This window comes from Dictyobacter aurantiacus (assembly GCF_003967515.1).
Classification (GTDB): domain Bacteria; phylum Chloroflexota; class Ktedonobacteria; order Ktedonobacterales; family Ktedonobacteraceae; genus Dictyobacter; species Dictyobacter aurantiacus.
This window is the reverse complement of sequence record NZ_BIFQ01000002.1, coordinates 2069811-2093641: the sequence shown is the minus strand read 5'-3', so window position 1 is coordinate 2093641 and position 23831 is coordinate 2069811. Positions and strand designations below refer to the sequence as shown.

Sequence of the window (23831 nt, the reverse complement as noted above, 5' to 3'; positions counted from 1 at the left end):
GCTAAAACGTTTGGCAAATCACACATATCTAGATGTCAAATTCGAACCTGGCGTGTAATTAGCGTAGCATCCTGGCGATCTGGCGCAAATTCGGCTTTTGACCATACATCAAGATGCCGATGCGGTAGATGCGCGAGGAGGCCCAGGCGCAGATCATGATAGACACCAGCAGAATAACGATGCTCAGCATAATCTCCCAGCCGCTAACCGCGTTGGTGGCGATGCGCATCATCATCATGGTTGGTGTCCAGAAAGGGACAAACGACATGACCCTGAACCAGGTCGCACCCGAGCCTATTGAGCCACCAATAAAGCTGGCCATGTAGCCAACCATGAAGATGGTCGTCAGGGGTCCGACGGTATTCTGCACCTCGTCCTGGCGCTTCACCAGCGCGCCCAGGGCGGCAAAAAGGGTGGAATAGAGCAGGAAGCCCAGCACGAAGTAGACCAGCAACAGCAACAGGAGCGTCGTCGAAGCATGGATGTAGCTCAGGTTGAGCGGCAAACCATTGGTTTGCAGGGCCGCGCTCAGGGGTCCTTGCAACAACAGACCAATCAGGCCAGCAGCGACCAGACAGACCATCTGGGTTAAGCCAGCGGCACCAATCCCCAGAATCTTCCCCCACAAGAGCTGAAAAGGGGTCGCGGCATTCACCAGGATCTCCATGATGCGGCTCCCCTTCTCATCGGCCACGCCATTGGCCACCCACATGCCGTAAAGATAGACGGCCATAAAGATCAGCACAGTTCCGATCACACCCAGGAAGTAGCCGCCCGCCAGCGAGATCAACGAGTCATTGCCGCCATCCTTCTGGGTATAGACGACGTTAAAAGCAGGGGGCGCCAGCAGATGCTGGGTTTGCGCGGGTGTCAAGCCCAGGCGGGACGATTTATCCTGTACGCTCAATTGACCGGCTACGGCCTGGATCTGGGCCAGATCGGTATCGCTGAGGCTGGCGGTAGCGGTATAATAGGTGAAGCTCACATCCTTATTAGCGTTGCGGTTCAAAACCAGCAACACATCCAACTTGCCATCCTTTACATCTTTTTGCAATTGATCTGCCGTACCAGGCGCGCCGCTACTCAAGGTGAAATGCGGCTTCCCTTTTTGTGGGATCGATCCCTGGTTTATACCCTGAACGTCGGCATTCGCGGCTGTATTGAGACTACGGTCAAAGTATTGCAGTAAGCTATCACCGCTTAGCCCCGCCGTGGTCCCGGCATTATTGACGATGGTGACATGAGACTGCGAATTGGAGCGGGCCGCGAAAAACTGGATCACGGTTGGAACACAGGAACCGATCAGGGCGAATAAGACAAACAATACCGTTGTAATGATATAGCTACGCTGGGTAACGCGATTTTTATATTCACGACGAGCGATCAAGCTAATATTGCGCCATGTATTGCTGCGCGAATCGCGGCCCGAGCGCACAACCTCAGTATTATGAGTCACGGGAGCAGCCTCATCAACAGGAGGCATCACAGTCTTGTTTGGCATATATCCTCTTCTATCTATTGTATGCAGCGATAATGAATGGTTAAGCCACCGTCGTGGGAGCATCAGGCAGGGCGATATTACCGACACGTTCAATGAAGATATCAGTCAATGAAGGCTCGGCCAATTCAAAACGATTAATCTGGCCAGAATGTTGCAGAGCCGTCTCAAGAATGACATTCGGATCCAGGTCCGCGCGAATCTGCATCTCAATATAATCCTGGCGCCGCTTGGTTACCTGCACGCCATCCATATCATCCAGCCACAGCGCCTGGGGATCATTTTCTAGTTTTAACCTCACAATATTGCGTCCGTGCTGACGGCGTACTTCCTGCACGCTCCCCTCCACCACCGCTTCTCCCTTATTCATGATCACGATATCCTCGCACATCTCTTCAACCTGATCTAACTGGTGCGTCGAAAAGATGATCGTCTTGCCGCGCCGATGCATCTCTAAAAAGGCATCCTTCAACACAATGGCATTCACCGGATCAAGGCCGCTAAATGGCTCATCCATGATGAGAATAGAGGGATTATGTAAGATCGTAGCCAGGAATTGTATCTTTTGTTGATTTCCTTTAGAGAGATCTTCGATTTTCTTTTTACGATTCGCGTTAATCTGGAAACGGTCCAGCCACTCATCCATGGCGCTCTTCGCATCTCTTTTTGAGAGACCATTCAATTGAGCCAGGAACAGCAGTTGTTCCTCGACACTCATCTTTGAATACAGACCGCGCTCTTCAGGCAGATAGCCTAGCTCGCGGCGTGGAATTTCACGTACGTCTTTCCCATTCCAGGTAATCTGCCCACGATCGGGGCGGAAGATATCCAGCACCATACGCATCGTAGTCGTTTTCCCGGCTCCATTGGCACCCAGCAAGCCAAACAACGCCCCCTCTTTGACCTCCATAGACAGATCTTTGACAGCCTGAAACTGTCCAAAGGACTTACTGATAGTATCTACAACGAGTCCCATGCATAACTCCTCATCGCATGTGGTTGATATAGTATCTGAACATAGCAATATGTTATAGCCGTAGAAAAAAGGTCATCCAATAAGTATAGACGTTCTCTATACAAAAAATAAAATCATGAGCTTATCAAACTAGAACAGTAAAAATAGTTCAGGGAGATAGGTGAAGCCCGATATGACGCAATTTGTGTCATATCGGGCTTCACCTATCTCCCTGAATAGTGTCTGTTAGACGCTACCGGGGCGCGCTTTTTCTTTCTTGCAGGCGCCATTGACGAGCATAGTAAAAAAGCTCTTTGAAGGCGCGCAGGATAACACGGGGATGGGCGCCAGTAGCCTTGCCGGTACGCCTGGGCAGGTGATGGACGCCAATCTCTTTAAAAGTGTAGTCGGCGCGCTTTAACTTATACAGTATCTCGGCATTGATCATGGCGCCACGTGTCTCAAACTGGCTTTGGTGAATAAAAGCTGTTCGATACAATTTAAAGGCGCAATCAACGTCGCGTACATGCACACCCAGGATCAGGCCAATCAATTGCTTCCATCCCCAGGCATTTAGTTTACGCATCCACGTATCCTGGCGGTCGATGCGATATCCAAGCACCGCGTCATACTGGTCGATGAAAGGGAAAAATAAGCTGATCTCCCGAATATCAAACTGCCCATCAGAATCCATAAAGAACGTTAGCTCTTTATCGGCCGCCTTAAATCCACTAACCAGGGCCGCGCCATAGCCCTGATTCACAGGATGGGTAATGACACGCACGCGCTGGTCTTGTTCTGCCAGAACATGAAGAATCTCACCTGTGCGGTCCTTACTGCCATCATCAACCACCACAACTTCAAATTCGTCAGCCCATGGACTCAACGTTTCCAGAATATAGGTTACGGTCGTTGCGATTACCTGCTCTTCATTATGAGCGGGCAGCACAATAGAGAGACTGTGCGCTAACTTTGGCACTGAGCCGTCGCTGGCCGCCTTACTACTAAAGGATGGTGTGGAATGCATACACTAAACCTTCCATTATAACTGCCCCTATTTTGACATCCTCCCCACGGCTAAAGCCAGAGGATTCCAAGAATCACTTCTTGGGTTTCCTGCTTCGCTGAGACTTGCCGGCGTTGGTTTTCACCGCCCCCGGTCTGACGGCCTCTCCACAGGCATTGAGGACCGTGAGCCCCACGGACCTTATATTCTTTGCCGCATTCATATCTCGGTCATGATGGACGCCGCACTCGGGACATGTCCATTGGCGTACATCGAGCGTGAGAGATTCGAAGATATATCCACAGTCGAAGCACCGCTTACTGGAGGGATACCACTTGTCGATGGTGACCAGATTTCGATCGTACCAGTCTGCTTTGTATTCGAGCAGGGACACAAATTGGCTCCACCCCACATCCGAGATGGATTTGCTTAATGAACGATTCTTGACCATATTCTTCAACTCAAGGCTCTCCACACAGATCGTTTGGTTTTCACGGATCAGCCGTGTGGAGAGCTTGTGAAGAAAGTCAGCACGTCGGTCAGCAATCCGGGCGTGGATGCGAGCCACCGTGCGCCGTGCCTTCTCTCGATTCTTCGAGCCCTTTTGTTTCTTGGCGAGTCGCCGTTGGGCCTTTGCCAGTTTCTTTTCATCTTGCTGAAAAAAACGGGGATTGCCCACCATCTCACCATCAGAGAGCGCCACGAACGATTTCAAACCCAGGTCGGCGCCGATGGTGGTTTCACAGGGTATCAGGTGAGCAATGTCCTCCTGCACCAGCAAGCTCACGAAATAGCGGCCTGCGGCGTCTTGGCTGACGGTGATACTGGAAGGGATGGCCCCCGCTGGCAAAGGGCGCGACCACACAATCGCGAGTGGCTCTTGCATCTTCGCCAGCGTGAGAACCCCATGGCGAAAGGTGAAGGCGCTCGATGTGTAGGTCGCCGATTGTTTCTTCCGTTTCTTTTTGAAGGTCGGATACTTGCCGCGACCCTCAAAGAAATTGATGAATGCCTTGTCGAGGTGGCGCAATGCCTGTTGGACGGGAACACTGGATACCTCATTGAGCCAGCGATAGTCGTCTTGTTTTTTGAGCTCAGTGAGCATCGAAGAAAGGTCTTTGTAGTACAGGCGTGTGTGTTCTTTGTAGAAGGCATCCGTTTTGAGGCGTAAGGCCCAATTGTAGGTAAAGCGTACACAGCCAAAGGTCCGAGCAAGCATCTGTTTTTGCTCGTCGGTTGGGTAGCATCTGAATTTGTAGGCGCGTTTCTGTGTACTCATGCTTTACATGCTAGCATATACGGTGTAAAAAGTCAACAGTACCCCCCATCGCGCCACCAAAAGGAACGCGCCTTCTATCCTCATGGCTGAAGCCAGGGGTTTTACGGCGCGCTTGATAATTGCTTTATGGCCATTCGGGTATCCCTTCTTCAATATCGCTCGTATTGAGAGCAGTATAAATGAAAATTATCTGGAAATATGCGCAAAAATGTAAATTTTTTGCTAACTTTATCTGCAGATAGAATATATATTGTTTAAGCGTTGGTGCAACACAACAGGTAGGGACAGCTGCCCTTACCTGTTGTGTTGCACCAACGCTTAAACATATGTTACTATAAACCCATGAATCAGTTATCTATTTATATCCTATCCCTGGACAGCATCCATACCCGGGGATGGCTGATACACCGCAACAGGAATCGCAACACAAGCACCCCGGCCACGTAAGCCCGGCACCGGTTTACGTGGCCTGTGAAGGTGCTGGTTGGCGTTGTAAACGACATGCTTTCATGCCGTTTCTATATATATGCCTGATCGACCAGCAACACCTTCACTCTCCCGCATACTTTTTTCTTCACCTTATTATGCTGTTCTGCGCCGGGCATATGTCTGTGATCTTGCAATCCAGCTACACCTCCCGGCAAACAGGTCTGATATATAGCCTGGGGTTCATCCCCAATCGCTATATGCAATGTTTTCAGAGCTGCTTATCAGAACAGCAGTGCATGCTATCGAGTTGCAAGACCTTTCATACTGCCTGTGCGCAAACGCATGCGTTGAACCAACAACGTTTTTTAGTCTTTTTTCTAGCAGTACGAAAGGTCTCACTATGTCTACCAGGGCACCACAAACAGAGGCGCCGAAGGCTTCAAGGAAGCCTCGTTCGCTCTGGTGCAATCGCGATTATCTTCTACTATGGGGAGGCCAGACGATTTCTGATATCGGTGGTGGCGTATCGCAGTTCGCCTTTCCTCTCCTTGTGCTCTACATCACAAATTCACCGCTGGCGGCGGCTACGGCGGGCACCATTCGTGTCCTGCCGAATATGCTTTTCTTCCTGCTGGCGGGTGCATGGGTGGACCGCTACAATCGCAAACACGTGATGATACTGTGTGATCTTGGTCGCGCCTGCAGCCTGGCAAGCATTCCCATCGCGCTGGCGTTTCACAGTCTGACGATCTGGCAACTCTACATTACCGCCTTTATCGAAGGGACCTTGCTGGTCTTCTTTGGCGTCGCCCAGGCATCTGGCCTCAGCCAGGTGGTGCCGCCCGAGCAGATCTCCAGCGCCATGGCCCAGCAAGAGGTCGTGGAAGGCACCACCATTCTGCTAGGACCCGCCATCGCCGGTCCACTCTTTGCGCTGGGGCCGCTCTTCCCCTTCCTGGCAGATGCCATATCATACCTGATCTCCATAGTAACGCTGGGAGCGATTCGCACACCCTTCCAGACGCCACGCAACAAGCCACGACGCCACCTGCTACACGAAATCAAAGAGGGCATTATCTGGGCCTGGAGACAGCCCGTCATCAGAATCGTCAATAGCTTGAATACCCTGGCGGCCCTGGTGAACCCGAGTAGCGCGTTAATCGTCATTGTACTGGCCCGGCAGCAGCACGCCTCCAGCACGACGATCAGCACCATCTTTGTCATTGGTGGGCTGGGCGCGATCACAGGCTCGCTACTGGCGCCGCTGGCACGGAGATTTCTGACAGTGGGGCAAGCTATCATTGTGGTACGCTGGCTCTTCGTATTGCTCTGGCCCTGCTATCTGCTGGCCGGCAATCCGTTCATCCTGGGCGTTATTGAGGCCGGCTTCAACTTCGTCGATCCATTTGAGGATGTCGCGTATTTCAGCTACCGTCTGACGGTTATTCCTGATGATCTTCGAGGTAGGGTCATCAGTGCCTGCCGCATGTTTACCGCCATCAGCAATCCATTAGGGCAGTTTTTCATGGGCTGGTTGCTCGACAAATATGGACCACGACCAACGATTATATTCGGCTGGCTCGTTCTCATGCTGGTTGCCACACTGTTTACCCTCTCGCCGCACATCAGAACCGCCAGGCATCCGGAGACATTATCGACGGATCAATCGTCTACTTAAAAGTTTCCTGCAAGAGCATCTAATATGGTACAGGTTTCTTCGGGTGGACCGCCATCAAAAAATCAATTATAGTTGATAATAACGGACACAGTCTGCAAGCGTTTCGCGCGTGGCTGCTCACCCAAATAGTCGAAAGGCCTGGCAAAAGGATTAGAATTTCAAAAAAAACGGCCCAGGACATTTACAGCAGCCATGAATTGTACAATAATAGGGAGAAGGGTTCATTCTTCCCTAATTTGTTAATCTTGAAAGGATTATTCACTATGGCCTACGTAATCACCCAGCCTTGTATTGGCACCAAAGATGCCTCCTGTGTGGATGTTTGTCCGGTTGATTGCATCCATCCAGGACCCGGCGAAGACGGCTACGATGAGCATGAGCAGCTCTACATTAACCCGGACGAATGCATCGACTGCGGTGCATGTGAGCCTGCCTGTCCCGTCACCGCCATCTTCGAGGAATCTGCGGTACCAGCTGAGTGGAAACAATGGATCAAAATCAACGCCGATTTTTTCCAGGGAGCTTAAGACTCTATTTGCAATCTCAATGAAAAGTTGAGGATTAACAAAAAATAGGGTAATAACATATAGTGATATCTTTTGCAAGGCCTCTCTCGGAAAACAAGATTGTCAGCCGGGATGCAAAGGATATCACTTTTTATCCTGCCTTACAGGAGACGATGTGCATTCACGCCAGATACGATGCTCTCTGCGTTAAAGGTATTTACGCGACTTTATATTCGGGATAGCTCCCGTTGCTACCACTTCTTTCTCCTCCCACTTACGCCCATTGAGCCAGTAGGCCTCGATCTGCTCCAGGCTCTTATTCCTGGTCTCAGGGACGAAGAGAACGCAGAAGATCAACGCCAGGACACTCATACCAGCATAGACCCAGAAGGTAAAGCTCTTACCAATCAGGTTGATCAGCGATAAGAACGTCAGGCTGACGAGCAGATTGGCGCTCCAGTTGGCGAAGGTAGCAATACTGGCACCGGTAGCGCGCAGATGGGTGGGGAAGATCTCGGCACACATCAGCCAGAATACCGGACCCAGACTGATGGCAAACGCAATCACATATCCCAGCAGTGCCAGCAAGATGAGATAACCCGATTGGCTGGGCCCAATGGCGAAGATCACACCCAGGACAACTAATGTGATGAACATGCTGATGGTGCCACCAATGAGCAGTGCCCGTCTGCCCACCCGGTCAATCAGAATACCGGCAAGAACAGTGACTAAGACGTTGACCACCCCAACAATACTGGTGGCGAGAATAGCACTGGTAGCTGACGTAAAGCCGGCATACTCAAAGATAGTCGGTGCATAATAGATCACGGTATTGATACCTACAACCTGCTGAAAAATGGCCAGGCCGATGCCGGTCAGCAGGGCCACACGTAAACCAGGCCGTAACAGTTCGCGCAGCGCGCCACGAGTGGTTCTCCCGGCAAAGGATGAGCGAATCGTTTGCCATTCCTGCGTCGCCTCCTCAAAGGTGCAGAGTCGCTCCAGTACCAGCGCGGATTCAGACCAGCGTCCCTTGCTGGCCAGCCAGCGCGGCGACTCAAGGGTAAAAAGCATCCCGATCAGCAACGCCAGGCCAGGGAAAGCGGTGACCGCGTACATTGGAGGCCAGCCCATATGCGCGCCTGCGAACGCCAGATCAACCCAGTACGCCAGAGCAATCCCGATCGTCAATGCCAGTTGATTAAACGTTACCAGCACGCCCCGCAAACGGAAAGGGGCGATCTCTGAGATATAGACTGGCACGATACTGGCAGTCGCCCCGATGCTCAATCCAACAATGAAGCGTAACATGAGAAACATTGGCCAGTTCATCGAAAGGGCCGTACACAGTGTTCCCAGCGTAAACACACCGGCGGTCAGCCGCAGCGTCGTGCGCCTCCCCAGCATATCACTCAGTTTGCCACCACCCAACGATCCAATGGCTGCTCCCAGTAGTGCGATGCTCACCGTAACTTCCTGCATCCATGCATTCAAAGCAAAGCTCACGCGCAAAAACAGCATCGCCCCTGAAATAACCGCCGTATCATAACCAAACAAGAGGCCCCCCAGGGCCGCGATAATAACAACTACGTACAGCAATAGACGCTGCCGCCAACCACTTTGCTGACGTACCCGTAAAGGACTCTGCTCCAACAATGGTGGTCCCAGAAACAAACCATCATCCTCATCCCTACCACTACTGTTCCGATTATTCATTACATCCCTCCTCCACTTCTCCACAGTTGAAAACACAGTCCCTGTACTTTTGACAACATCAACGTATATCATTACTAAGGCACAAAAACTGTTTTCATACACATATTATATATATTGAGCAAAAAAGTAATTGCTTTAAGAAGAATATAAAAGAATAGTAAAAAAATCTATTGCCAATTGGCGGCTAACAGCAATGCTCGCAGACATTGCTGTTAGCCGCCAATGGACTTATGGCTGTCTACCGCTATCAAAAGGGAAACGACCGAAACCATGTTTTGAAGCGCCCCGTACTACCCTTATGTTTAATTGATTGGCTACTCAGCAATAAAAGAGGAAGAGTATGGCTTCAATTCAATCTCCTAGAAAAATTAGATTAACGACAGTAAACAATCTGGACCAAATAACAAGTTCATCTACAAATATAGGGAAAACCGAGCGCTGGATCTCTGCTATTAGTGGCGGAGCGCTTGCCAGCTATGGAATTGTGCGGCGGGACTGGTTGGGAGTAGGATTAGCGCTGATTGGTGGTGGACTGCTCTTGCGAGGCGCAAATGGGCGTAGCATGCTCTATAAAGCCCTGAATATTAATACTGGTGGGCAACAACTATCAGCCAATGTCACCATCATCCCGGGCAATAAAGGTATCCGGATCAGCCGTTCACGGACCATCAACAAAAGTGCGCAGGATCTCTATGCATTCTGGCATAATTTTGAGATGGCTCCCCTCTATATGCCCGGTATCAAGGCCGTCAACGCGACCGGCGAAAGAACTACGCACTGGGTCGCCAGTGGAGGCAATGAGTGGAATGCGGAACTTTTGGCAGATAAGCCGGGACAATTGATCGCCTGGCACGCGCATGGCAAGCCAACAACCGCCAACGCGGGCAAAGTGATCTTTCAACCCACTATCGAAGGACGAGGGACGGTTGTCACGCTTGAACTCGATTTCTTCCAGACCGATCCGCTGCATAAGGTAGTAAGCCACTTTACCAGTTCCGGCGCCGAATATGAGGCTGCCGAGATACTCAGGCGCTTCAAAGATTTAATGGAAGCGGGCGAGATTCCCACGATAAAAGGCCAACCAACAGGACAGGGTAGAAAGTAAGCGAGGAAAAAACATGAAAGCAGTATGCTGGTATGGTGTCCACGATGTACGTGTTGAATCGGTACCCGATCCAGAAATACTCAATCCACGTGACGCGATTATAAAGATTTCAACCTCGGCCATCTGTGGCTCAGATCTTCACCTCTACGATGGCTATATTCCAAGCATGAAAAAAGGGGACATCCTGGGGCATGAATTTATGGGCGAGGTTGTCGAGGTCGGTACAGGCGTGACCAATCTCCAAAAAGGGGATCGTGTGGTTGTCCCCTTCACCATCGCCTGTGGGAACTGCTTCTTCTGTGAGCGCCAGATGTGGTCTCTCTGCGATAATTCGAATCCCAATGCCGCAATGGCAGAAGCCCTCTATGGACAATCAGCCTCCGGACTCTATGGCTATTCCCATCTCTATGGTGGTTACGCGGGAGGACAGGCCCAATATGTTCGCGTCCCATTTGCCGATGTAGGCCCCATCAAGGTCCCTGATAACCTCAGTGATGAACAGGCCCTTTTCTTGTCCGACATCTTCCCCACCGGCTATATGGCCGCCGAAAACTGCCAGATCCAGCCGGGAGATACCGTGGCGGTATGGGGGTGTGGTCCTGTGGGCCAGTTCGCCATTCAGAGCGCCTATCTGCTCGGTGCGGAACGCGTCATCGCCATTGATCGCTATCCCGATCGCTTGCAGATGGCAAAAGAACAAAGTAAAGCCGAAGTGATCAATTATGAAGGCCAGGATGTCGTGGAACTGCTCAAACAGGCCACTGGTGGACGGGGCCCCGATGCCTGTATCGATGCTGTAGGATTGGAAGCTCATGGCACCAGCGTTGGCGCGACCATGGATAAGCTCAAACAGCAGGTACGTCTTGCCACAGACCGTCCTCATGTGCTCCGTCAGGCTATCCAGGCCTGCCGCAAAGGAGGTACCGTCTCCTTGCCAGGCGTCTATGGAGGCTTCCTGGACAAGGTACCCTTTGGAGCCGCATTCGCGAAGGGCCTGACCTTCAAGATGGGGCAGACCCATGTCCATAAATACCTGCGTCCGCTCCTCAATCGCATTCAAGAGGGCGAAATTGATCCATCGTTCGTCATCACTCACCGGGTAGGGATCGATGATGTCCCCCACGCGTACGACATCTTCAAACATAAAGAGGATCACTGCATCAAAGTCATCCTCAAACCTAACGATTAATATAGTGTAGGCGTACCGATACGGGCAGTGCACTTTACGCATAGTCTATATCGGTACATCTACACTATCATTATTTTTAAGTATTTACATCTTTCAAAGCAAAGGATATAGTATTTACAGCGAAACGGACGTTGGGCACCATGTAAATTTTCTGCTTGGCAAGTAAGTAAATTCAGTTAAAGCTCGTTCGAAACCCGCTCTCGTCCGTTTCAATTTCCTCTTGCATCTGGCTTCCATATTCATTCATCAGGTTGCGTATCAAAAATTGTCATTTTTGGCCCACTGAGGTACACTACTAACAATTTGATATCCCTATCTCATCACCATAGAGAAGACCATCTCAATGTTCGTCACTCAAGCAACCATGAGGGAGCATGATCATTGATAATTTGTCATTTTTAAAGTTGCTTCAGCTCGCCGATAGCGCTGTACCTATCGGTTCAGCGGCCCATTCCTTGGGGCTAGAAACCCTCACTATCGAGAATACTCTGGATGTAGGACGTTTAGAAGATTTTTTGCACCATTACCTGGCGGAAACAGGGGTGCTAGAGAGCGCCTTCTGTCGCCTCGGACATCGCCTGGCGCCAGATAAGGGGGCATCAGGGGTAGCAGCAAGCTGGCTAACGCTCAACCAGCGCTTGAGCGCGCTCAAAACCGCTCGCGAAAGCCGCATGGCGAGCGCCACACTGGGACGGCGTTTTTTACAACTGGTTATCGCGCTAGAAGATGCTCCGTGTCTGCGCCAGGCGTTCGCCATCGCTCGCCAGCAGCCATGTGACATGCACTTCAGCATAGCATTCGGCCTGGTTGGTGCCGTGCTGGGCATCGATGAAACAACAACGGTCCTGGTCTATCTCCAACAGTCATTGGCTAACCTGGTCTCTGCCAGCCAGCGTTTGCTTCCATTGGGACAAAGTCAGGCCAGCGCCATACAATGGCGTCTAAAATCAACGCTGCTGGAAATAGCTGAACGCGGCCGTGAACAGGCGGAGGAGCCGACAGAACTACAGGTATTTACCCCTTTGGTAGACATTGGCAGTATGCGACATCCACAACTTCAAACACGGCTCTTTATCAGCTAAAATAGAATTATGGCGTCAGAAGGCTCAACAATTGAGCCCTGTATGTGATCTATAATGGTTACATGCATCCGTTATCCATCCCACCGGTCTGTACACGCACCGCCGCGTAACAGTATCCACAGAACGATCTGGACCACAACGAGAAAGTCGAGTGGATTATCATTCAAACACCATTGATACCAACGAGAACAGTAGAGGGAAAGTTACGTCTTGGCTTCGCCTGCGACGAAGCAACGCAGCGCACACAGCTTCAACGCAGCGAGCAGCATGCGCCGCTCAAAGTCATTCGCGCCTTCCCCTTACCAGCAGGAGGAGCACTCATCCACATGCATAATATTTCCGGTGGGGTGCTGGGAGGAGACCAGCTGGCTGTCGAGGTCAATGTTGGCCCCGGTGCCTATGCGCAATTAACTTCAACCAGCGCGACCCGGCTCTATCGCAGTCTGCCAGAGGCTCCTCCTGCCCGTCAGATCACACAGCTACAGGTAGCCGCCAACGGCCTGCTAGAGTATGTCCCTGACGCCCTGATCCCGTTTGCCGGCGCTCGCTATCAGCAGCAGACGCGCATTCAGCTCGCGTCCGGGGCTGGTTTATTCTATTGGGAGACCGTCGCTCCCGGTCGTATAGCTCGTGGTGAACTCTTTGCATATGATTTATTACAGCTACAGACTGAAATTGTAGCCATAGATAAACCCATAGCCATTGAGCACATCAAACTGGAGCCACAGCGGCACAAACTATCATCGCTGGCCCGGCTCGGTCCCTATCATTATTTCTGTAGCTTCTACATTTGCAAGGTCGGCCTGGACGCCGCGCGCTGGCTGCAACTGGAAGAGGAGCTTGGTGCTTTAGCCAATCAGCTTACATACCCGGATGAGATATGCTGGGGCGTCAGCACTCTGACCGCCCATGGACTGGTGATCCGCGCGCTCAGCAAGCAACACACCCACCTTCCAGCAGGACTGCTACGCTTCTGGAACGCCGCCACACAGCGGCTTTACAATAGAGAGGCTCATCCACCGCGCAAGATCAATTAGCCACCTATTTAAGGCTATATGAATTCCAAGGACAAGATATCAAAGAAGGAGGCTGGATACATGTTACTGACCCAACGCGAACAAGAAAAACTACTTATTTTTGTTGCGGCTGAACTGGCACGCAAGCGCCAGGTTCGCGGGCTCAAGCTCAACTATCCCGAGGCGACCGCCATCATCACCGCTGAAATTATGGAGGCGGCCCGCGATGGCAAAACGGTCGAAGAGATTATGAACTTTGGGGCAACGATCCTGACCCGCGCCGATGTCATGGATGGCATTGCTGAAATGATCCATGAGGTTCAGGTTGAGGCCACGTTTCCAGACGGGACCAAACTGGTCACCATCCACGATCCAATCAAATAGCTGTCCGAATAGGAGGATAACCATGCAACCAGGCGAATATCTACTCAATGAGGTAGGAGGAGATATAGAGCTCAATACCGGTAGGAAAACAACGAGACTGCTGGTAAAAAATCTAGGGGATCGGCCAGTACAGGTTGGGAGTCATTATCATTTCTATGAGGTAAATAAGGCGCTGGAGTTTGCACGCCAGCAGGCCTATGGCATGCGTCTGAATATCGCTTCAGGCACCGCGGTGCGCTTTGAACCTGGTGAAGAGAAAGAAGTCAGCCTGGTAGCATTTGGAGGCGCGCGCATCATCTATGGGCATCAAGGACAGGTAAATGGACCACTCGATCCCGATAAGAAAAGCTAAGATCTGTTATGGGTGAACAGCACGCAGGGCGCGCGATGCTCACCCATAAGATAGATCATCTTGCGAACATTAGCTAATGGTCAGAGCCACATCGTCAACATAAAAGTTAGAGGTCAACGAGGAATCGGTAGTACCGGCGAAGTATACCTGCACCTGCTGGCCCTTATAACTTGAAAGCGTTGAGGTCACATTGAAGGTGTACTGTGTCCAGCCTTTGGCATTGGCATTACATAGCTTCTGTGGCGTTGAGATGGTCGTTCCGCTACTGGTACGCAGCCTTGCGTAGAAGTAGTCGTAACACGTGCTCCCGCTCTCACTCGTACTGATGTAGACCCAGTAACTCAATGTGATATTCGTCGCGGTCGATGGGATACTGACGGTTTGATAGATGCTATCGCTACACGAGTTGTAGCCACAGAGATAGACACTATTGCTCCCACTATGAGGATTACTGGAGTCAACAAGCTCGTAGCCACCGGAGGACCTCTCGGTCCAGGGGCTGGAGCCACTCTCAAAGCCACCGTTCTTTACCACATTGCCGCCTGGCGAGGGTGTCGGTGTCGTGGTTGGCGAGGGTGTCGGTGTCGGTGTCGTGGTTGGCGTCGGCGTCGGTGTGGGAGTACCACCACCGCTGCCAGCGGCCAGGTCGCGTGCGATATTCCAGGCATCAGGTGAACCAATACCTGTGGCATTATCATAGCCAGTGGTCGCCGAATAGTATAGATTGTTGCCGCTCGTGACATCGTGGTACGCGCTATAGGTCTGCGCGGTATTATACAACTTATATAGATCAGCACTGGCGCTCCCTAGCGTAGCCTTACCCTGCGCCGTCAGATACTCGTTGGTGTCGCCAGCAATACCGGCCCACAGGGGTGCGGCGGCACTGGTACCACCTACGCTAATCCAACCAGAACTGGAGCATCCAGCAGCTGTAACGGTGCAATAGACAGAATAGCCGGTACTGGGATTGGCATCGGCCGATACATCAGGAACTTCACGTTTGGCGTTGGTGAGATTGGGACCACTCTGATAGCTGGGGCGGTTAAAGTAGGTGCTGATGCCGCCGCCGCCACCCTGGCTGCCGCTGCCCCAGGCTGACTCGCTGCTATAGGTACCACCACTGCCAACGTTGAGCGTTGTACCACCAACGCCGACCACATAGGGATCGTCCGCTGGTGAGTCTACAGCCAGTGTCGTGCTACCATTACCGCAGTCATATGCACCCGAATCGCCGGAGGCCGCGAAGAAGGCCTGACCCTGGGCCGCGCCCTGAGCGAAGATAGCATCCAGCGCAGCAAGTTCAGAATTACCCGAACTGGATTCGCATTCGCCCCAGCTGATGCTGGTCACTTTCGCCTGGTTATCGGTCACGATCTTGTTGTAGGTATCATTCACGCCGGTTGTCGAATTTGGTCCAATGTAAATTTTCTGCGTCGCGCCTGGAGAGATGGCGGAAACCACTTCCATATCCAGCTCAACCTCGATCGCGCCCGCACCAGCGGTATTGGTCGCGCCATCGACCAGCACATTTGAATATTTGCCGGAGCCCAGGCCATAATTGCTCAGATATGCGTTCACATCGGAGGCTTTATACCCATCCAGCTCAAAGATAGCCGTGGTCTGACCCGTGCCATCGCCGCCAGCGCTGATCAACGAATTCACATCGTACGCGGTGCGCAGTTCGGATGGCGTATAGCCGCCTCCAGGTCCGGTCTGCGGCTGATTTGAGATCCGGGTCGCGGCATGCTTATACTGGGCAACGTTATCCAAACCCGCAACATTCAAAATGACATTCCCCAGATTAGCAGGCACAGTCGGATCGGTATTAGGGGCATGCACCGTTCGACCATTGATGTTGTAGTCATTCAACGTGACACCAAAGGCCTTCTCGATATTCGAGACGGAGCCACTGGCATCCACCAGGGTACGATTAGGAGATACAGAGGAAACCTGCATACCCTGACTACGTAAATAAGCGACAACATCATCAACTGATTGCTGAGTTGGGCTAAACTGATCAACGAACTCCTGAGGAGTCAAATAATGTTGATACCACTGAGAAAGTGGGTTACGCTGGTCCGCGATCAACGTATCCAGCGCATCCCGGTTGCGTAGATTCAAGCTGATCGAGAGTTGCAGTTGATTGTTTGCTCCAGTGGTATGTTGGGGTTTATATTTTTTCAGCACCGGAGCCAGGTGACCAGATAAAGTATGACGCCCTCCTTGCGGCACCAGAGTCTTCGCAAACGTCAATTCACTTCCCTGAAACATTACAAATGATACGAGTGCTAGCAACATGGCACACACCATCGCTGACAGGCGTGTTAGCCACTTTTGAGGCAAAGTCCTTTTCACAAGCCCTCCAAAGTGATAAACCACGGCGACAAAAACAAGTTGGAAGAGTCAATGATGGGCTACTGTTGTTGACGAAGATAAATAGTATCGTGCACCAGCAGCAGTAACAATCACTCCAACTTATCTGGTAAGAGATAATAAAATTATAAATGTATATACTTACTTTCCCCTTACCTAAAAAAATTACAACATTTACGATTAAATAAATATTACCGAGCGTCTTTTCTAGACTCTTTATGTATAGAGACACCTATTCATATGAGAAAAATTACAGAAGACTGCATAAGACAGGAACACAAAAAATAGCACAGGGTATGTGGATCAAACTATGCAATACTATTAGAATTAATAATCAGAAGAATGCGATGCCGACCACAATTCACTATCTAGCAAATGGATCAAGAGATTTTCTTCATGATGATCAGCGAAATAGATAACACGCCCTTGCCTCTGAAGAACGCCAATAGTGGAGAGCAGTGTGCAGCACACCGAGCCAGATGATGCCTGGCTCTGGCGTGCCACACTATCTGGAACAAAAATGTGATCCTGCTCCTCGTGACCCATATCGGAGAGAGAGGTCTCTATGGTTCTTGTCTCTCTAAAATGGGGAGGAGGGCGTATCGAATCTGTCTGGCTAGCTCCTCACCATTCTCAAGGGAACCACGTGGCAACACAAACCGCTTTGAACCGATAGGATCGCCAGCGTAACGAGGAAAGAGTTGGATGTGGACATGATTAATTGATCCATCACACATGGTATTCAGATAGACCTTTTCAGCGTGAAGAGCTATTTTGAGAACCTTTATAACCTGAAGACAGCGTTGAAAGAGGGATTTCACTTCTTCATCCGAAAGCTCAGAAATATCTTCTCGATGTGGCTTGTAGATCACAATGGTATGCCCGAGCATGCGTGGATACTGGTCAAGGACCACTTTAAACTGATCATCTTCATGTATGAGGGCTTGCTGCCCAAAGATAGAGCCGGTAGCCAGGTCATGGCAAGAATAACAAATCCCACGCTCTCGCAGCGCTTCGATCTCTTGATTAAGCCGGTGACGATCTTCTTCCCATGAAGGAGTGGTATTCATATCCTCTCTCCAATGTATCTGTATTGAGTTCAGACGATAGAGTTAAACATCATCTGGTCGCTATGCAGCGCTCTACTCACGGGAACTGCAAACGAGATGAATGCGTTCCTATCAGGTTGATTGTAAAATCAACTTCACCTTACTGAAATCTCTCTTTGCCAGGTCTCGTGTACGAATCCAGTAGTAAATCCGTCCGGTATCTCCCCACTCCGTATCAGGAACATCGTCGCTACCCATCTGAAACAGGAGTTGCCAGTCGTTTGGTGGGCCTTCAAGCTCGCAGTGCATATCCCATTGGACCTCATCTGGGTGTCCCAGAAGACGATGAAGAGGAATGTGGCGTTGGGTTCCCGCTCTGCCTGCAAGCTGTGCCTGTACCTCATAATAGGCCTGCTCTTCTTCATCGGTGAGCGGTCTTGACAAGCCCAGTCGCTCCACAGAGGTGGAATCATACTGGCTATAATCTGGCAATGTGATCTCCGTGGAACACGTTACAGCACTGGAACGATAGCGGCGACGCCTGGCGATCATCTCTGGAATGGCAACTCGTTGGAGGTCAGTGGGCGCATCGGAGTCATACAATACACGCCAGGTGCTCTGGCGACGAGGCCATGAATCGAAGAAAGCATCGATGTCAAAGAAAAAGGAGAGCAACCCCCTGATCGGCAAGAGGCGCATGGGATCACACGAAGTCACCTCAGACAGGTTGATCTGTGCTACAAACGGCAGCGGGACGCCATCACATTCTGGCCATAGATTTGCCGCAGAGAGATTCGGAGCACCCCCGAATTTAGTCGCCCCTGGCTCAAGCTGCGCTTCCTCCATGGAATAAGCTTTGAGGCGGATCGATGGCAATACCACCTGCATAATCTCTGTGCTCACCTGAGCCAGTCCCCCGGTCTCCAGGAGCTGCTGTAATCGGCTCATACGTTTCCTCCCTACTGCTCGACATGCGGTATTTGAGAAGGCGATCCGAATACACTCCTGATAGTTCTGCTGAGGAAGTGATGGTCGCTTTCAGAAGCCTGCCAGACTCATGTTCCCAGCAGATTTTCAACGGCCTGGACAGCCCTGGCAAAACGTTTTTCCCAGCTTCCGCTGATCATGAGATAGGGGCGGTTCCGCTCACGTAGGGCTTGCAGGCAGAGGTCCATGAACTCCTGGCGTTCATTCTTGAAGAAACGCTGGTTGTCATCGACCCAGGGTACATCGATATCGGTCACCAGGTACAGATCATAGTTCATTTCGTCAGCAGCTGCATAGAGCCAGGCCGGACAGGTACCAAAGAGGACGTTGCTCCAGACGGTGGTGGTCAACAGGTCGGTGTCGCAGAAGAGCACGCGATTGGCCTGGCGCGCCAGGGCCTCCGTTGAAGCCCGCTGTCCGCGCGCGATTCTGTTGATATCCTCCAGGTCATCGCAGCGGCCATTTTTGAAGTCGAGCAGCCCCCGGGCGTACTCTTCGACAAAAACGGTCTGGAAATGTCGGGCGAGATCGATGGTCAGGGTGGATTTGCCGGTGGATTCAGGACCATAGATGCACACGCGTTTGGCGTAATAAGGTCGCACCACGAGCGGGAGATACTGCCAGTAGTGAAGCGGATTGGAGCGTAGGCGCGTGGCCGAGATAGGCACCAGTGTGCGCGGATGGTTGACCGGAATATAGATCATGCCCAGTAGTTCAGCTAATTTCCAACCATAATCCTCGGACGCAAAAATGTAATCAGGAATGAAAGGCAGAGCGGCACGCAGCGTCTGTTCCCAGATCTGCCAATACTGAGGATGCGTCTCCTCTGGATTTTCGTCGTTAACATGGATCACCCGTGCCCTGGGTGCCATCTCCTTGATCCACTCCAGGCGCAATTCGCTTGCGATCGAGTCAGTTGGCCGGGTGCCTACCACCAGCAGCAGTTCATCGACATACTGTTGAGCGAAATCAATCAAATACTGATGGCCAAGATGGGGAGGAATAAAACGGCCAAGCACTAGCCCGCTTGTCATACATTTTTCTCCTCGAGCGTAGCCTCATCCAGAGAGGCTGTGCCAGCCACCATTTGGAGTTTGCTTTCCTGGCGTTTGGATTGCAGCCACGCACGTACCCCCAGGAGGCACATCGCCAGGAAAACCACATAAACCACGCTCGTCAAATAGAGCCGCTCGTACACATAGAGCGGAATATAGATCAGATCGGCAAGAATCCAGAAATACCAGTTCTCCAGAAATTTCTTATTCAGCATATACTGGGCGACCAGGCTCAAAACCATTGTCAATGCGTCCAGAAATGGAGCCGAATCCTGCACAGTTTGTAGATAGAAGGTCAGGACAGCCGTAGCGGCGATTGCGATGAGGGACAGAATCAGAAGTTCAAGCGGAGAAACGTGGGAAACCTTCAAGGCCGTCTTATTTTTTCCACCGCGCAACCAGAGATACCAGCCCTGGAAGCCCAGCAGCACATAGAGCACCTGCAAACTCATATCTGCGAAAAGCCCGACGCGCCAGAAAAGGACAAAGAAAAAGACATCGTTGGCAATTCCGATAGGAAAATTCCAGATATTCTCCACCACCGTCAGCCAAACCGACAAAGCGCCTGTGATGAATCCCAGATCTTCTGCCAGTGTAAAAGGAATCACCTGCCACCAGGAACCCGCCAGGAGAGCGAGAGAAGCCATGGTAAACAGGGCAAGAAAGATTACATTTCTTCGTTTCAAGGTAGCATCCTGCCGCCCGCTTTATAGGCCAATATAGAGATCCATCCATCTTTTTAGAACAAGTATACCACATCCACTGCGCGAAAAAGTTAGCGCATCTCCAATAACTGACGTTGAAGTGAGCCAGATCAGTGATACGCGAGAGAAACTTGTATTTCCTTATAATACCAGTTACACTCTTCTTTGAGTGTATTGTTACCAGGGTTTCAAGCCACCCAACGCTCTTGTACAGAGCAACGAAGACAACCACGCTATTTTCCACTTGAGAAACTGCCGCAGGGCAATACAAATACAGCCCCGTTGTATAATACTGTGTAAACACGAAAGGCAATTCTATGCAGAAAATCCGTAAAGTTGTTATTCCAGCAGCAGGTTTTGGGACACGATTCCTTCCACAGACCAAGGCAATGCCGAAAGAGATGCTGCCGATTGTGGATAAGCCTATCATTCAATACGTTGTGGAAGAGGCGATTGCCGCAGGCATTGAAGATGTTGTCATTGTGACGGGTGCGCTCAAGCGGGCCATCGAAGATCATTTCGATGTCCCCAATGCTGAACTGCTCAACAATCTTGAAGCAGGGGGCAAAACCGATCTTCTGGAAGAGATACGCGGCATTACTGACCAGGCGAACTTTATCGCTATTCGTCAAAAAGGGAAGTACGGGACTGGGACGGCTGTATTGTGTGCTGAGCCAGTGATTGAAAATGAAACGTTTGTGGTCATGTGGGGAGACGAGTTTATTCGCAGTACTCCCCCAAGGCTGTCTCAGATGATCCGTGTCTATGAGCAATATGGAGGGGCGGTGATCTCCACAGTGAGAATCCAGAACAAAGAGGATCTCTCACGCTATGGCATTGCCGATGTTGAACCTGTTGCAGGAAATGTCTATAGAATCAAACATATTGTAGAAAAACCGCAGCCTGACCAGGCTCCCTCAAACCTGGCCACCGTCGGGGCCTATATTCTTCCACCCGACATTTTTGCGCTTTTACGTCACCAAAACCCTGGCCCAGGAGGGGAAATCTGGTTGTCGGAAGCTATCGCCGAACTCATTCGCACAGGGTATCCTGTCTATGCGTGTGAAATTGAGGACGGGCGATATTATGATACCGGAAACAAATTGGAGTACCTGAAGGCGGTTGTTGAGCTCGCGTTGCACCATCCTGATCTGAAGACCGAATTCAAAGCGTTTCTGAAAGCCCTCCCGCTTGACTAATTGACTGGCAACATGAGAGGGTTTGGCTTACCTCTCATTAGATAGAGTAAAGGAAAGAGGCATGCTTCCCTCGCCTCTTTCCTTTACAGTGCAACATTTCAAGCTCAAGTCAGTAAAGTAGCCATGCATTTGATGCTCCACATGTTCGGACTGGACAAATGCGGGATACCCTCAGACACGCCAACATCCTCTGCCCACAAAGGATAAATAATCGGAAGCCTTCCTCTTTTCAAATCTCCATTTCTTGTCTTACCTGCATTACGATCTCTCGGAAGGCTTTTATCAGCGCCTCTGGCTCATCTTTGTTAATGAGGTGGCCGCTGTGCTCAGCGATGATATGTTTGCTCCTGGATGAGAGACCCGCTAGTTCGCACTGCATCTGGTACCAGATCTGTTCAATTTGCTCTACCAAACCAGGAGGATAGTTATCAGGATCTCTATTTGAACGTCCTCGGCTGACGACTATTAACGGCGTCGAGCCAAGCGTTCCGCAGGTGCGCATGAGCTCACTGTTGACTAGATTGTCGATGTGCTCTTCATTGCTAAATGGATCGCACCAACTCACCTCCCACGCATAGCGTAGTTGTGCCAGAGCGTTCGGCTCATTTGCTTGCGAAGAAGGCAGGATAGCCAACTGTCGTTGTTGTTGTTCTTCATGCGCGGAATCGATCAAGACCAGGGCTGCCACTTCTTCAGGATAATGCTTCTTGTAGAAGCGTATCGTCAATCCCCCCAGGGAATGCCCGGCCAGAATGTAGGGACCGGAAATATCGGCAGTATGAAGCAAAGCATGTAAATCAAAAACCAGGTCTTGAATGGTCCGAGGCGTCGGAACAGGATCACTCTGTCCAAGTCCAGCGCGATCGTACCACACCACGCGAGTAAACGTAGCAAGTTGCCTGGCAATCTCATCATAGAAGCTGCCTGCCGCTCCCAGGCCCATTTCCAGCACGATAGTCGGTACTCCATGTCCTGCTTTTCTCCCGACCAGCCGACGCTCAGCAACATTGACAACAATAGGTTCATCTTTTTGCTTCATAAAGCTTTTCTCCCCCTTGTCTATGATTCTTTGATTGCACTAACACCATATTGCAAATAGAAAAGCACTGGACTAATGCGGAATAAAGAAGTATGTAAATATATATATGCTATAATGCCTATAAATTGTAGTTGAGCGATAAAAGGAGCAAGGCATGCCTCGCATTCGCGTTAATGGTGCTGAACTGTATTATGAGGAACAAGGTAGCGGTGCCGAAACAATCTTTTTTTCACACGGTCTCCTCTGGAGTTGCCGCATGTTTGATGAACAGGTCGCATCACTACGCGATCGCTATCGCTGTATTGCCTTTGATCACCGTGGCCAGGGTCAGAGCGAAGTGACACGTGATGGCTATGATATGGAAACACTCTACCAGGATGCCGCTGCCATGATTGAAGAACTGGGACATGGGCCTTGCCATTTTCTTGGACTCTCGATGGGTGGTTTCATCGGTATGCGCCTGGCTGCGCGACGACCTGAGCTACTCAAATCCCTGCTATTACTGGACACCTCCGCTGATCCAGAATCCACCGAACATATATCCCAGTACAAACAACTTGCCTTCATCGGGCGTTGGACCGGTCTGAGCATGGTCAGTGGACCCGTAATGAAGACAATGTTTGGGCAGAAGTTTCTCAATGATCCAGCGCGAAGTGAGCAGCGTCGTGAGTGGCGACAACGACTTATCAACAATAATCGTATCGGCAGCGCCCGCGCCACCATGGGCGTGGTCAATCGTCAGAACGTCTATGACGAGCTCGAAAAGATCAGCATCCCCACGCTGATTATTGTCGGAGAGCAGGATGTAGCCACACCTCCCGAGAATGCGCAACGACTCCACGACCGGATTGCTGGTTCACAACTGGTTATCATACCAGAGGCAGGGCATACATCAACGGTGGAGGAACCAGAGGCGGTCAACGACGCGATCAGCACATTCCTTGCTAATCTATAACCTGATAACGCCTTGACCACCTATCTATCTGATCCTCTTCCTGGAAACTAGGAGCAAAGCCAATCATCTCTGTATAAAAAGTCCTGGCGCGATCAACGTCTGAAACAGGCACGATTATCAGTTCAAGTTTCATTTGCATCGTATTCATTATGGTTAGCTCCTCTTTCTGGATCTTCAATAACTCTTCTGCTTCAAGTATAGGCTGAAAAGAGAACAGAAGCGATCCTTGTGGTTTAAATTTATTTTGCTTGCTGTAACATAATGACGATACATGT

22 protein-coding genes are annotated in these 23831 nt (G+C 50.8%); 10 read left to right on the top strand and 12 right to left on the bottom strand.

From position 1 onward, the window contains the following. Positions 1 to 58 precede the first annotated feature (58 nt). The 4 genes from KTT_RS33245 to KTT_RS33230 all read right to left on the bottom strand — a co-directional run bounded on the left by KTT_RS33245 (position 59) and on the right by KTT_RS33230 (position 4738). Positions 59 to 1501 carry an ABC transporter permease gene (locus KTT_RS33245; RefSeq protein ID WP_160146312.1) on the bottom strand — a complete coding sequence of 481 codons (1443 nt, stop codon included), beginning with the start codon at positions 1499 to 1501 and terminating at the stop codon, positions 59 to 61. A gap of 40 nt (positions 1502 to 1541) precedes the next feature. After that, positions 1542 to 2474: an ABC transporter ATP-binding protein gene (locus KTT_RS33240; RefSeq protein WP_126602123.1), complete on the bottom strand. Its 933-nt coding sequence runs from the start codon at positions 2472 to 2474 to the stop codon at positions 1542 to 1544. Positions 2475 to 2706: 232 nt separating this feature from the next. Beyond that, positions 2707 to 3480, bottom strand: coding sequence for a glycosyltransferase family 2 protein (locus KTT_RS33235; RefSeq protein WP_126602120.1), 774 nt, complete (start codon positions 3478 to 3480; stop codon positions 2707 to 2709). A gap of 73 nt (positions 3481 to 3553) precedes the next feature. Further along, positions 3554 to 4738: an RNA-guided endonuclease TnpB family protein gene (locus KTT_RS33230; protein ID WP_126602118.1), complete on the bottom strand. Its 1185-nt coding sequence runs from the start codon at positions 4736 to 4738 to the stop codon at positions 3554 to 3556. Positions 4739 to 5567: 829 nt separating this feature from the next. On the opposite strand from KTT_RS33230, the gene KTT_RS33225 reads away from it, so the two are divergent. Then, a complete protein-coding gene (locus KTT_RS33225) occupies positions 5568 to 6845 on the top strand; it encodes an MFS transporter (protein ID WP_160146311.1) in 1278 nt (425 codons plus the stop codon). Between the two features lie 263 nt (positions 6846 to 7108). Beyond that, complete coding sequence (locus KTT_RS33220) at positions 7109 to 7372, top strand: 4Fe-4S dicluster domain-containing protein (protein WP_126602114.1); 264 nt, start codon at positions 7109 to 7111, stop codon at positions 7370 to 7372. Between the two features lie 186 nt (positions 7373 to 7558). On the opposite strand, the gene KTT_RS33215 is transcribed toward KTT_RS33220, so the two are convergent. Next, positions 7559 to 9067, bottom strand: a complete 1509-nt coding sequence (locus tag KTT_RS33215; protein ID WP_160146310.1) for a sugar porter family MFS transporter — start codon at positions 9065 to 9067, stop codon at positions 7559 to 7561. Positions 9068 to 9407: 340 nt separating this feature from the next. Here KTT_RS33215 and KTT_RS33210 point away from each other — a divergent pair, with 340 nt between their 5' ends. From KTT_RS33210 to KTT_RS33185, 6 genes are all read left to right on the top strand, one after another. Beyond that, positions 9408 to 10172, top strand: a complete 765-nt coding sequence (locus tag KTT_RS33210) for an SRPBCC family protein (RefSeq protein ID WP_126602109.1) — start codon at positions 9408 to 9410, stop codon at positions 10170 to 10172. Between the two features lie 13 nt (positions 10173 to 10185). Beyond that, positions 10186 to 11361: a zinc-dependent alcohol dehydrogenase gene (locus KTT_RS33205; RefSeq protein WP_126602107.1), complete on the top strand. Its 1176-nt coding sequence runs from the start codon at positions 10186 to 10188 to the stop codon at positions 11359 to 11361. Positions 11362 to 11735: 374 nt separating this feature from the next. Next, positions 11736 to 12443, top strand: coding sequence for an urease accessory protein UreF (locus KTT_RS33200; protein ID WP_126602105.1), 708 nt, complete (start codon positions 11736 to 11738; stop codon positions 12441 to 12443). A gap of 173 nt (positions 12444 to 12616) precedes the next feature. After that, positions 12617 to 13480, top strand: a complete 864-nt coding sequence (locus tag KTT_RS33195; RefSeq protein WP_503826473.1) for an urease accessory protein UreD — start codon at positions 12617 to 12619, stop codon at positions 13478 to 13480. 60 nt (positions 13481 to 13540) lie between these two features. Then, positions 13541 to 13843 carry an urease subunit gamma gene (locus KTT_RS33190; RefSeq protein WP_126602101.1) on the top strand — a complete coding sequence of 101 codons (303 nt, stop codon included), beginning with the start codon at positions 13541 to 13543 and terminating at the stop codon, positions 13841 to 13843. A gap of 22 nt (positions 13844 to 13865) precedes the next feature. Continuing rightward, the gene (locus KTT_RS33185) at positions 13866 to 14195 is read left to right on the top strand and encodes an urease subunit beta (protein ID WP_126602099.1); all 330 of its coding nucleotides are present in this window, start codon (positions 13866 to 13868) and stop codon (positions 14193 to 14195) included. 69 nt (positions 14196 to 14264) lie between these two features. Here KTT_RS33185 and KTT_RS33180 read toward each other — a convergent pair whose 3' ends face one another. The 5 genes from KTT_RS33180 to pnuC all read right to left on the bottom strand — a co-directional run bounded on the left by KTT_RS33180 (position 14265) and on the right by pnuC (position 20345). Beyond that, positions 14265 to 16493: a protease pro-enzyme activation domain-containing protein gene (locus tag KTT_RS33180; RefSeq protein ID WP_235845944.1), complete on the bottom strand. Its 2229-nt coding sequence runs from the start codon at positions 16491 to 16493 to the stop codon at positions 14265 to 14267. Positions 16494 to 17131: 638 nt separating this feature from the next. After that, positions 17132 to 17638 (bottom strand): HIT family protein, encoded by a 507-nt coding sequence (locus tag KTT_RS33175; RefSeq protein ID WP_126602097.1) that lies wholly within the window; start codon positions 17636 to 17638, stop codon positions 17132 to 17134. 111 nt (positions 17639 to 17749) lie between these two features. Continuing rightward, positions 17750 to 18565: a YwqG family protein gene (locus tag KTT_RS33170; RefSeq protein WP_126602095.1), complete on the bottom strand. Its 816-nt coding sequence runs from the start codon at positions 18563 to 18565 to the stop codon at positions 17750 to 17752. Between the two features lie 107 nt (positions 18566 to 18672). Next, positions 18673 to 19638, bottom strand: coding sequence for an AAA family ATPase (locus KTT_RS33165; RefSeq protein WP_126602092.1), 966 nt, complete (start codon positions 19636 to 19638; stop codon positions 18673 to 18675). Further along, positions 19635 to 20345 carry a nicotinamide riboside transporter PnuC gene (gene pnuC, locus KTT_RS33160; protein ID WP_126602090.1) on the bottom strand — a complete coding sequence of 237 codons (711 nt, stop codon included), beginning with the start codon at positions 20343 to 20345 and terminating at the stop codon, positions 19635 to 19637. Before pnuC ends, KTT_RS33165 begins: the two co-directional genes overlap by 4 nt. Positions 20346 to 20680: 335 nt before the next feature. Between pnuC and KTT_RS33155 the strand changes: the two genes are divergently transcribed. After that, complete coding sequence (locus KTT_RS33155) at positions 20681 to 21562, top strand: UTP--glucose-1-phosphate uridylyltransferase (protein ID WP_126602088.1); 882 nt, start codon at positions 20681 to 20683, stop codon at positions 21560 to 21562. Positions 21563 to 21791: 229 nt separating this feature from the next. Here the strand turns inward: KTT_RS33155 and KTT_RS33150 are convergent, their stop codons facing one another. Further along, the gene (locus KTT_RS33150) at positions 21792 to 22601 is read right to left on the bottom strand and encodes an alpha/beta fold hydrolase (RefSeq protein ID WP_126602086.1); all 810 of its coding nucleotides are present in this window, start codon (positions 22599 to 22601) and stop codon (positions 21792 to 21794) included. Positions 22602 to 22755: 154 nt separating this feature from the next. Here KTT_RS33150 and KTT_RS33145 point away from each other — a divergent pair, with 154 nt between their 5' ends. Continuing rightward, positions 22756 to 23556, top strand: coding sequence for an alpha/beta fold hydrolase (locus tag KTT_RS33145; RefSeq protein ID WP_126602084.1), 801 nt, complete (start codon positions 22756 to 22758; stop codon positions 23554 to 23556). On the opposite strand, the gene KTT_RS36875 is transcribed toward KTT_RS33145, so the two are convergent. Continuing rightward, entirely contained in the window at positions 23546 to 23704 is a 159-nt protein-coding gene (locus KTT_RS36875) for a VOC family protein (protein WP_218031072.1), read from the bottom strand. The genes KTT_RS33145 and KTT_RS36875 overlap by 11 nt on opposite strands. Positions 23705 to 23831 lie beyond the last annotated feature (127 nt).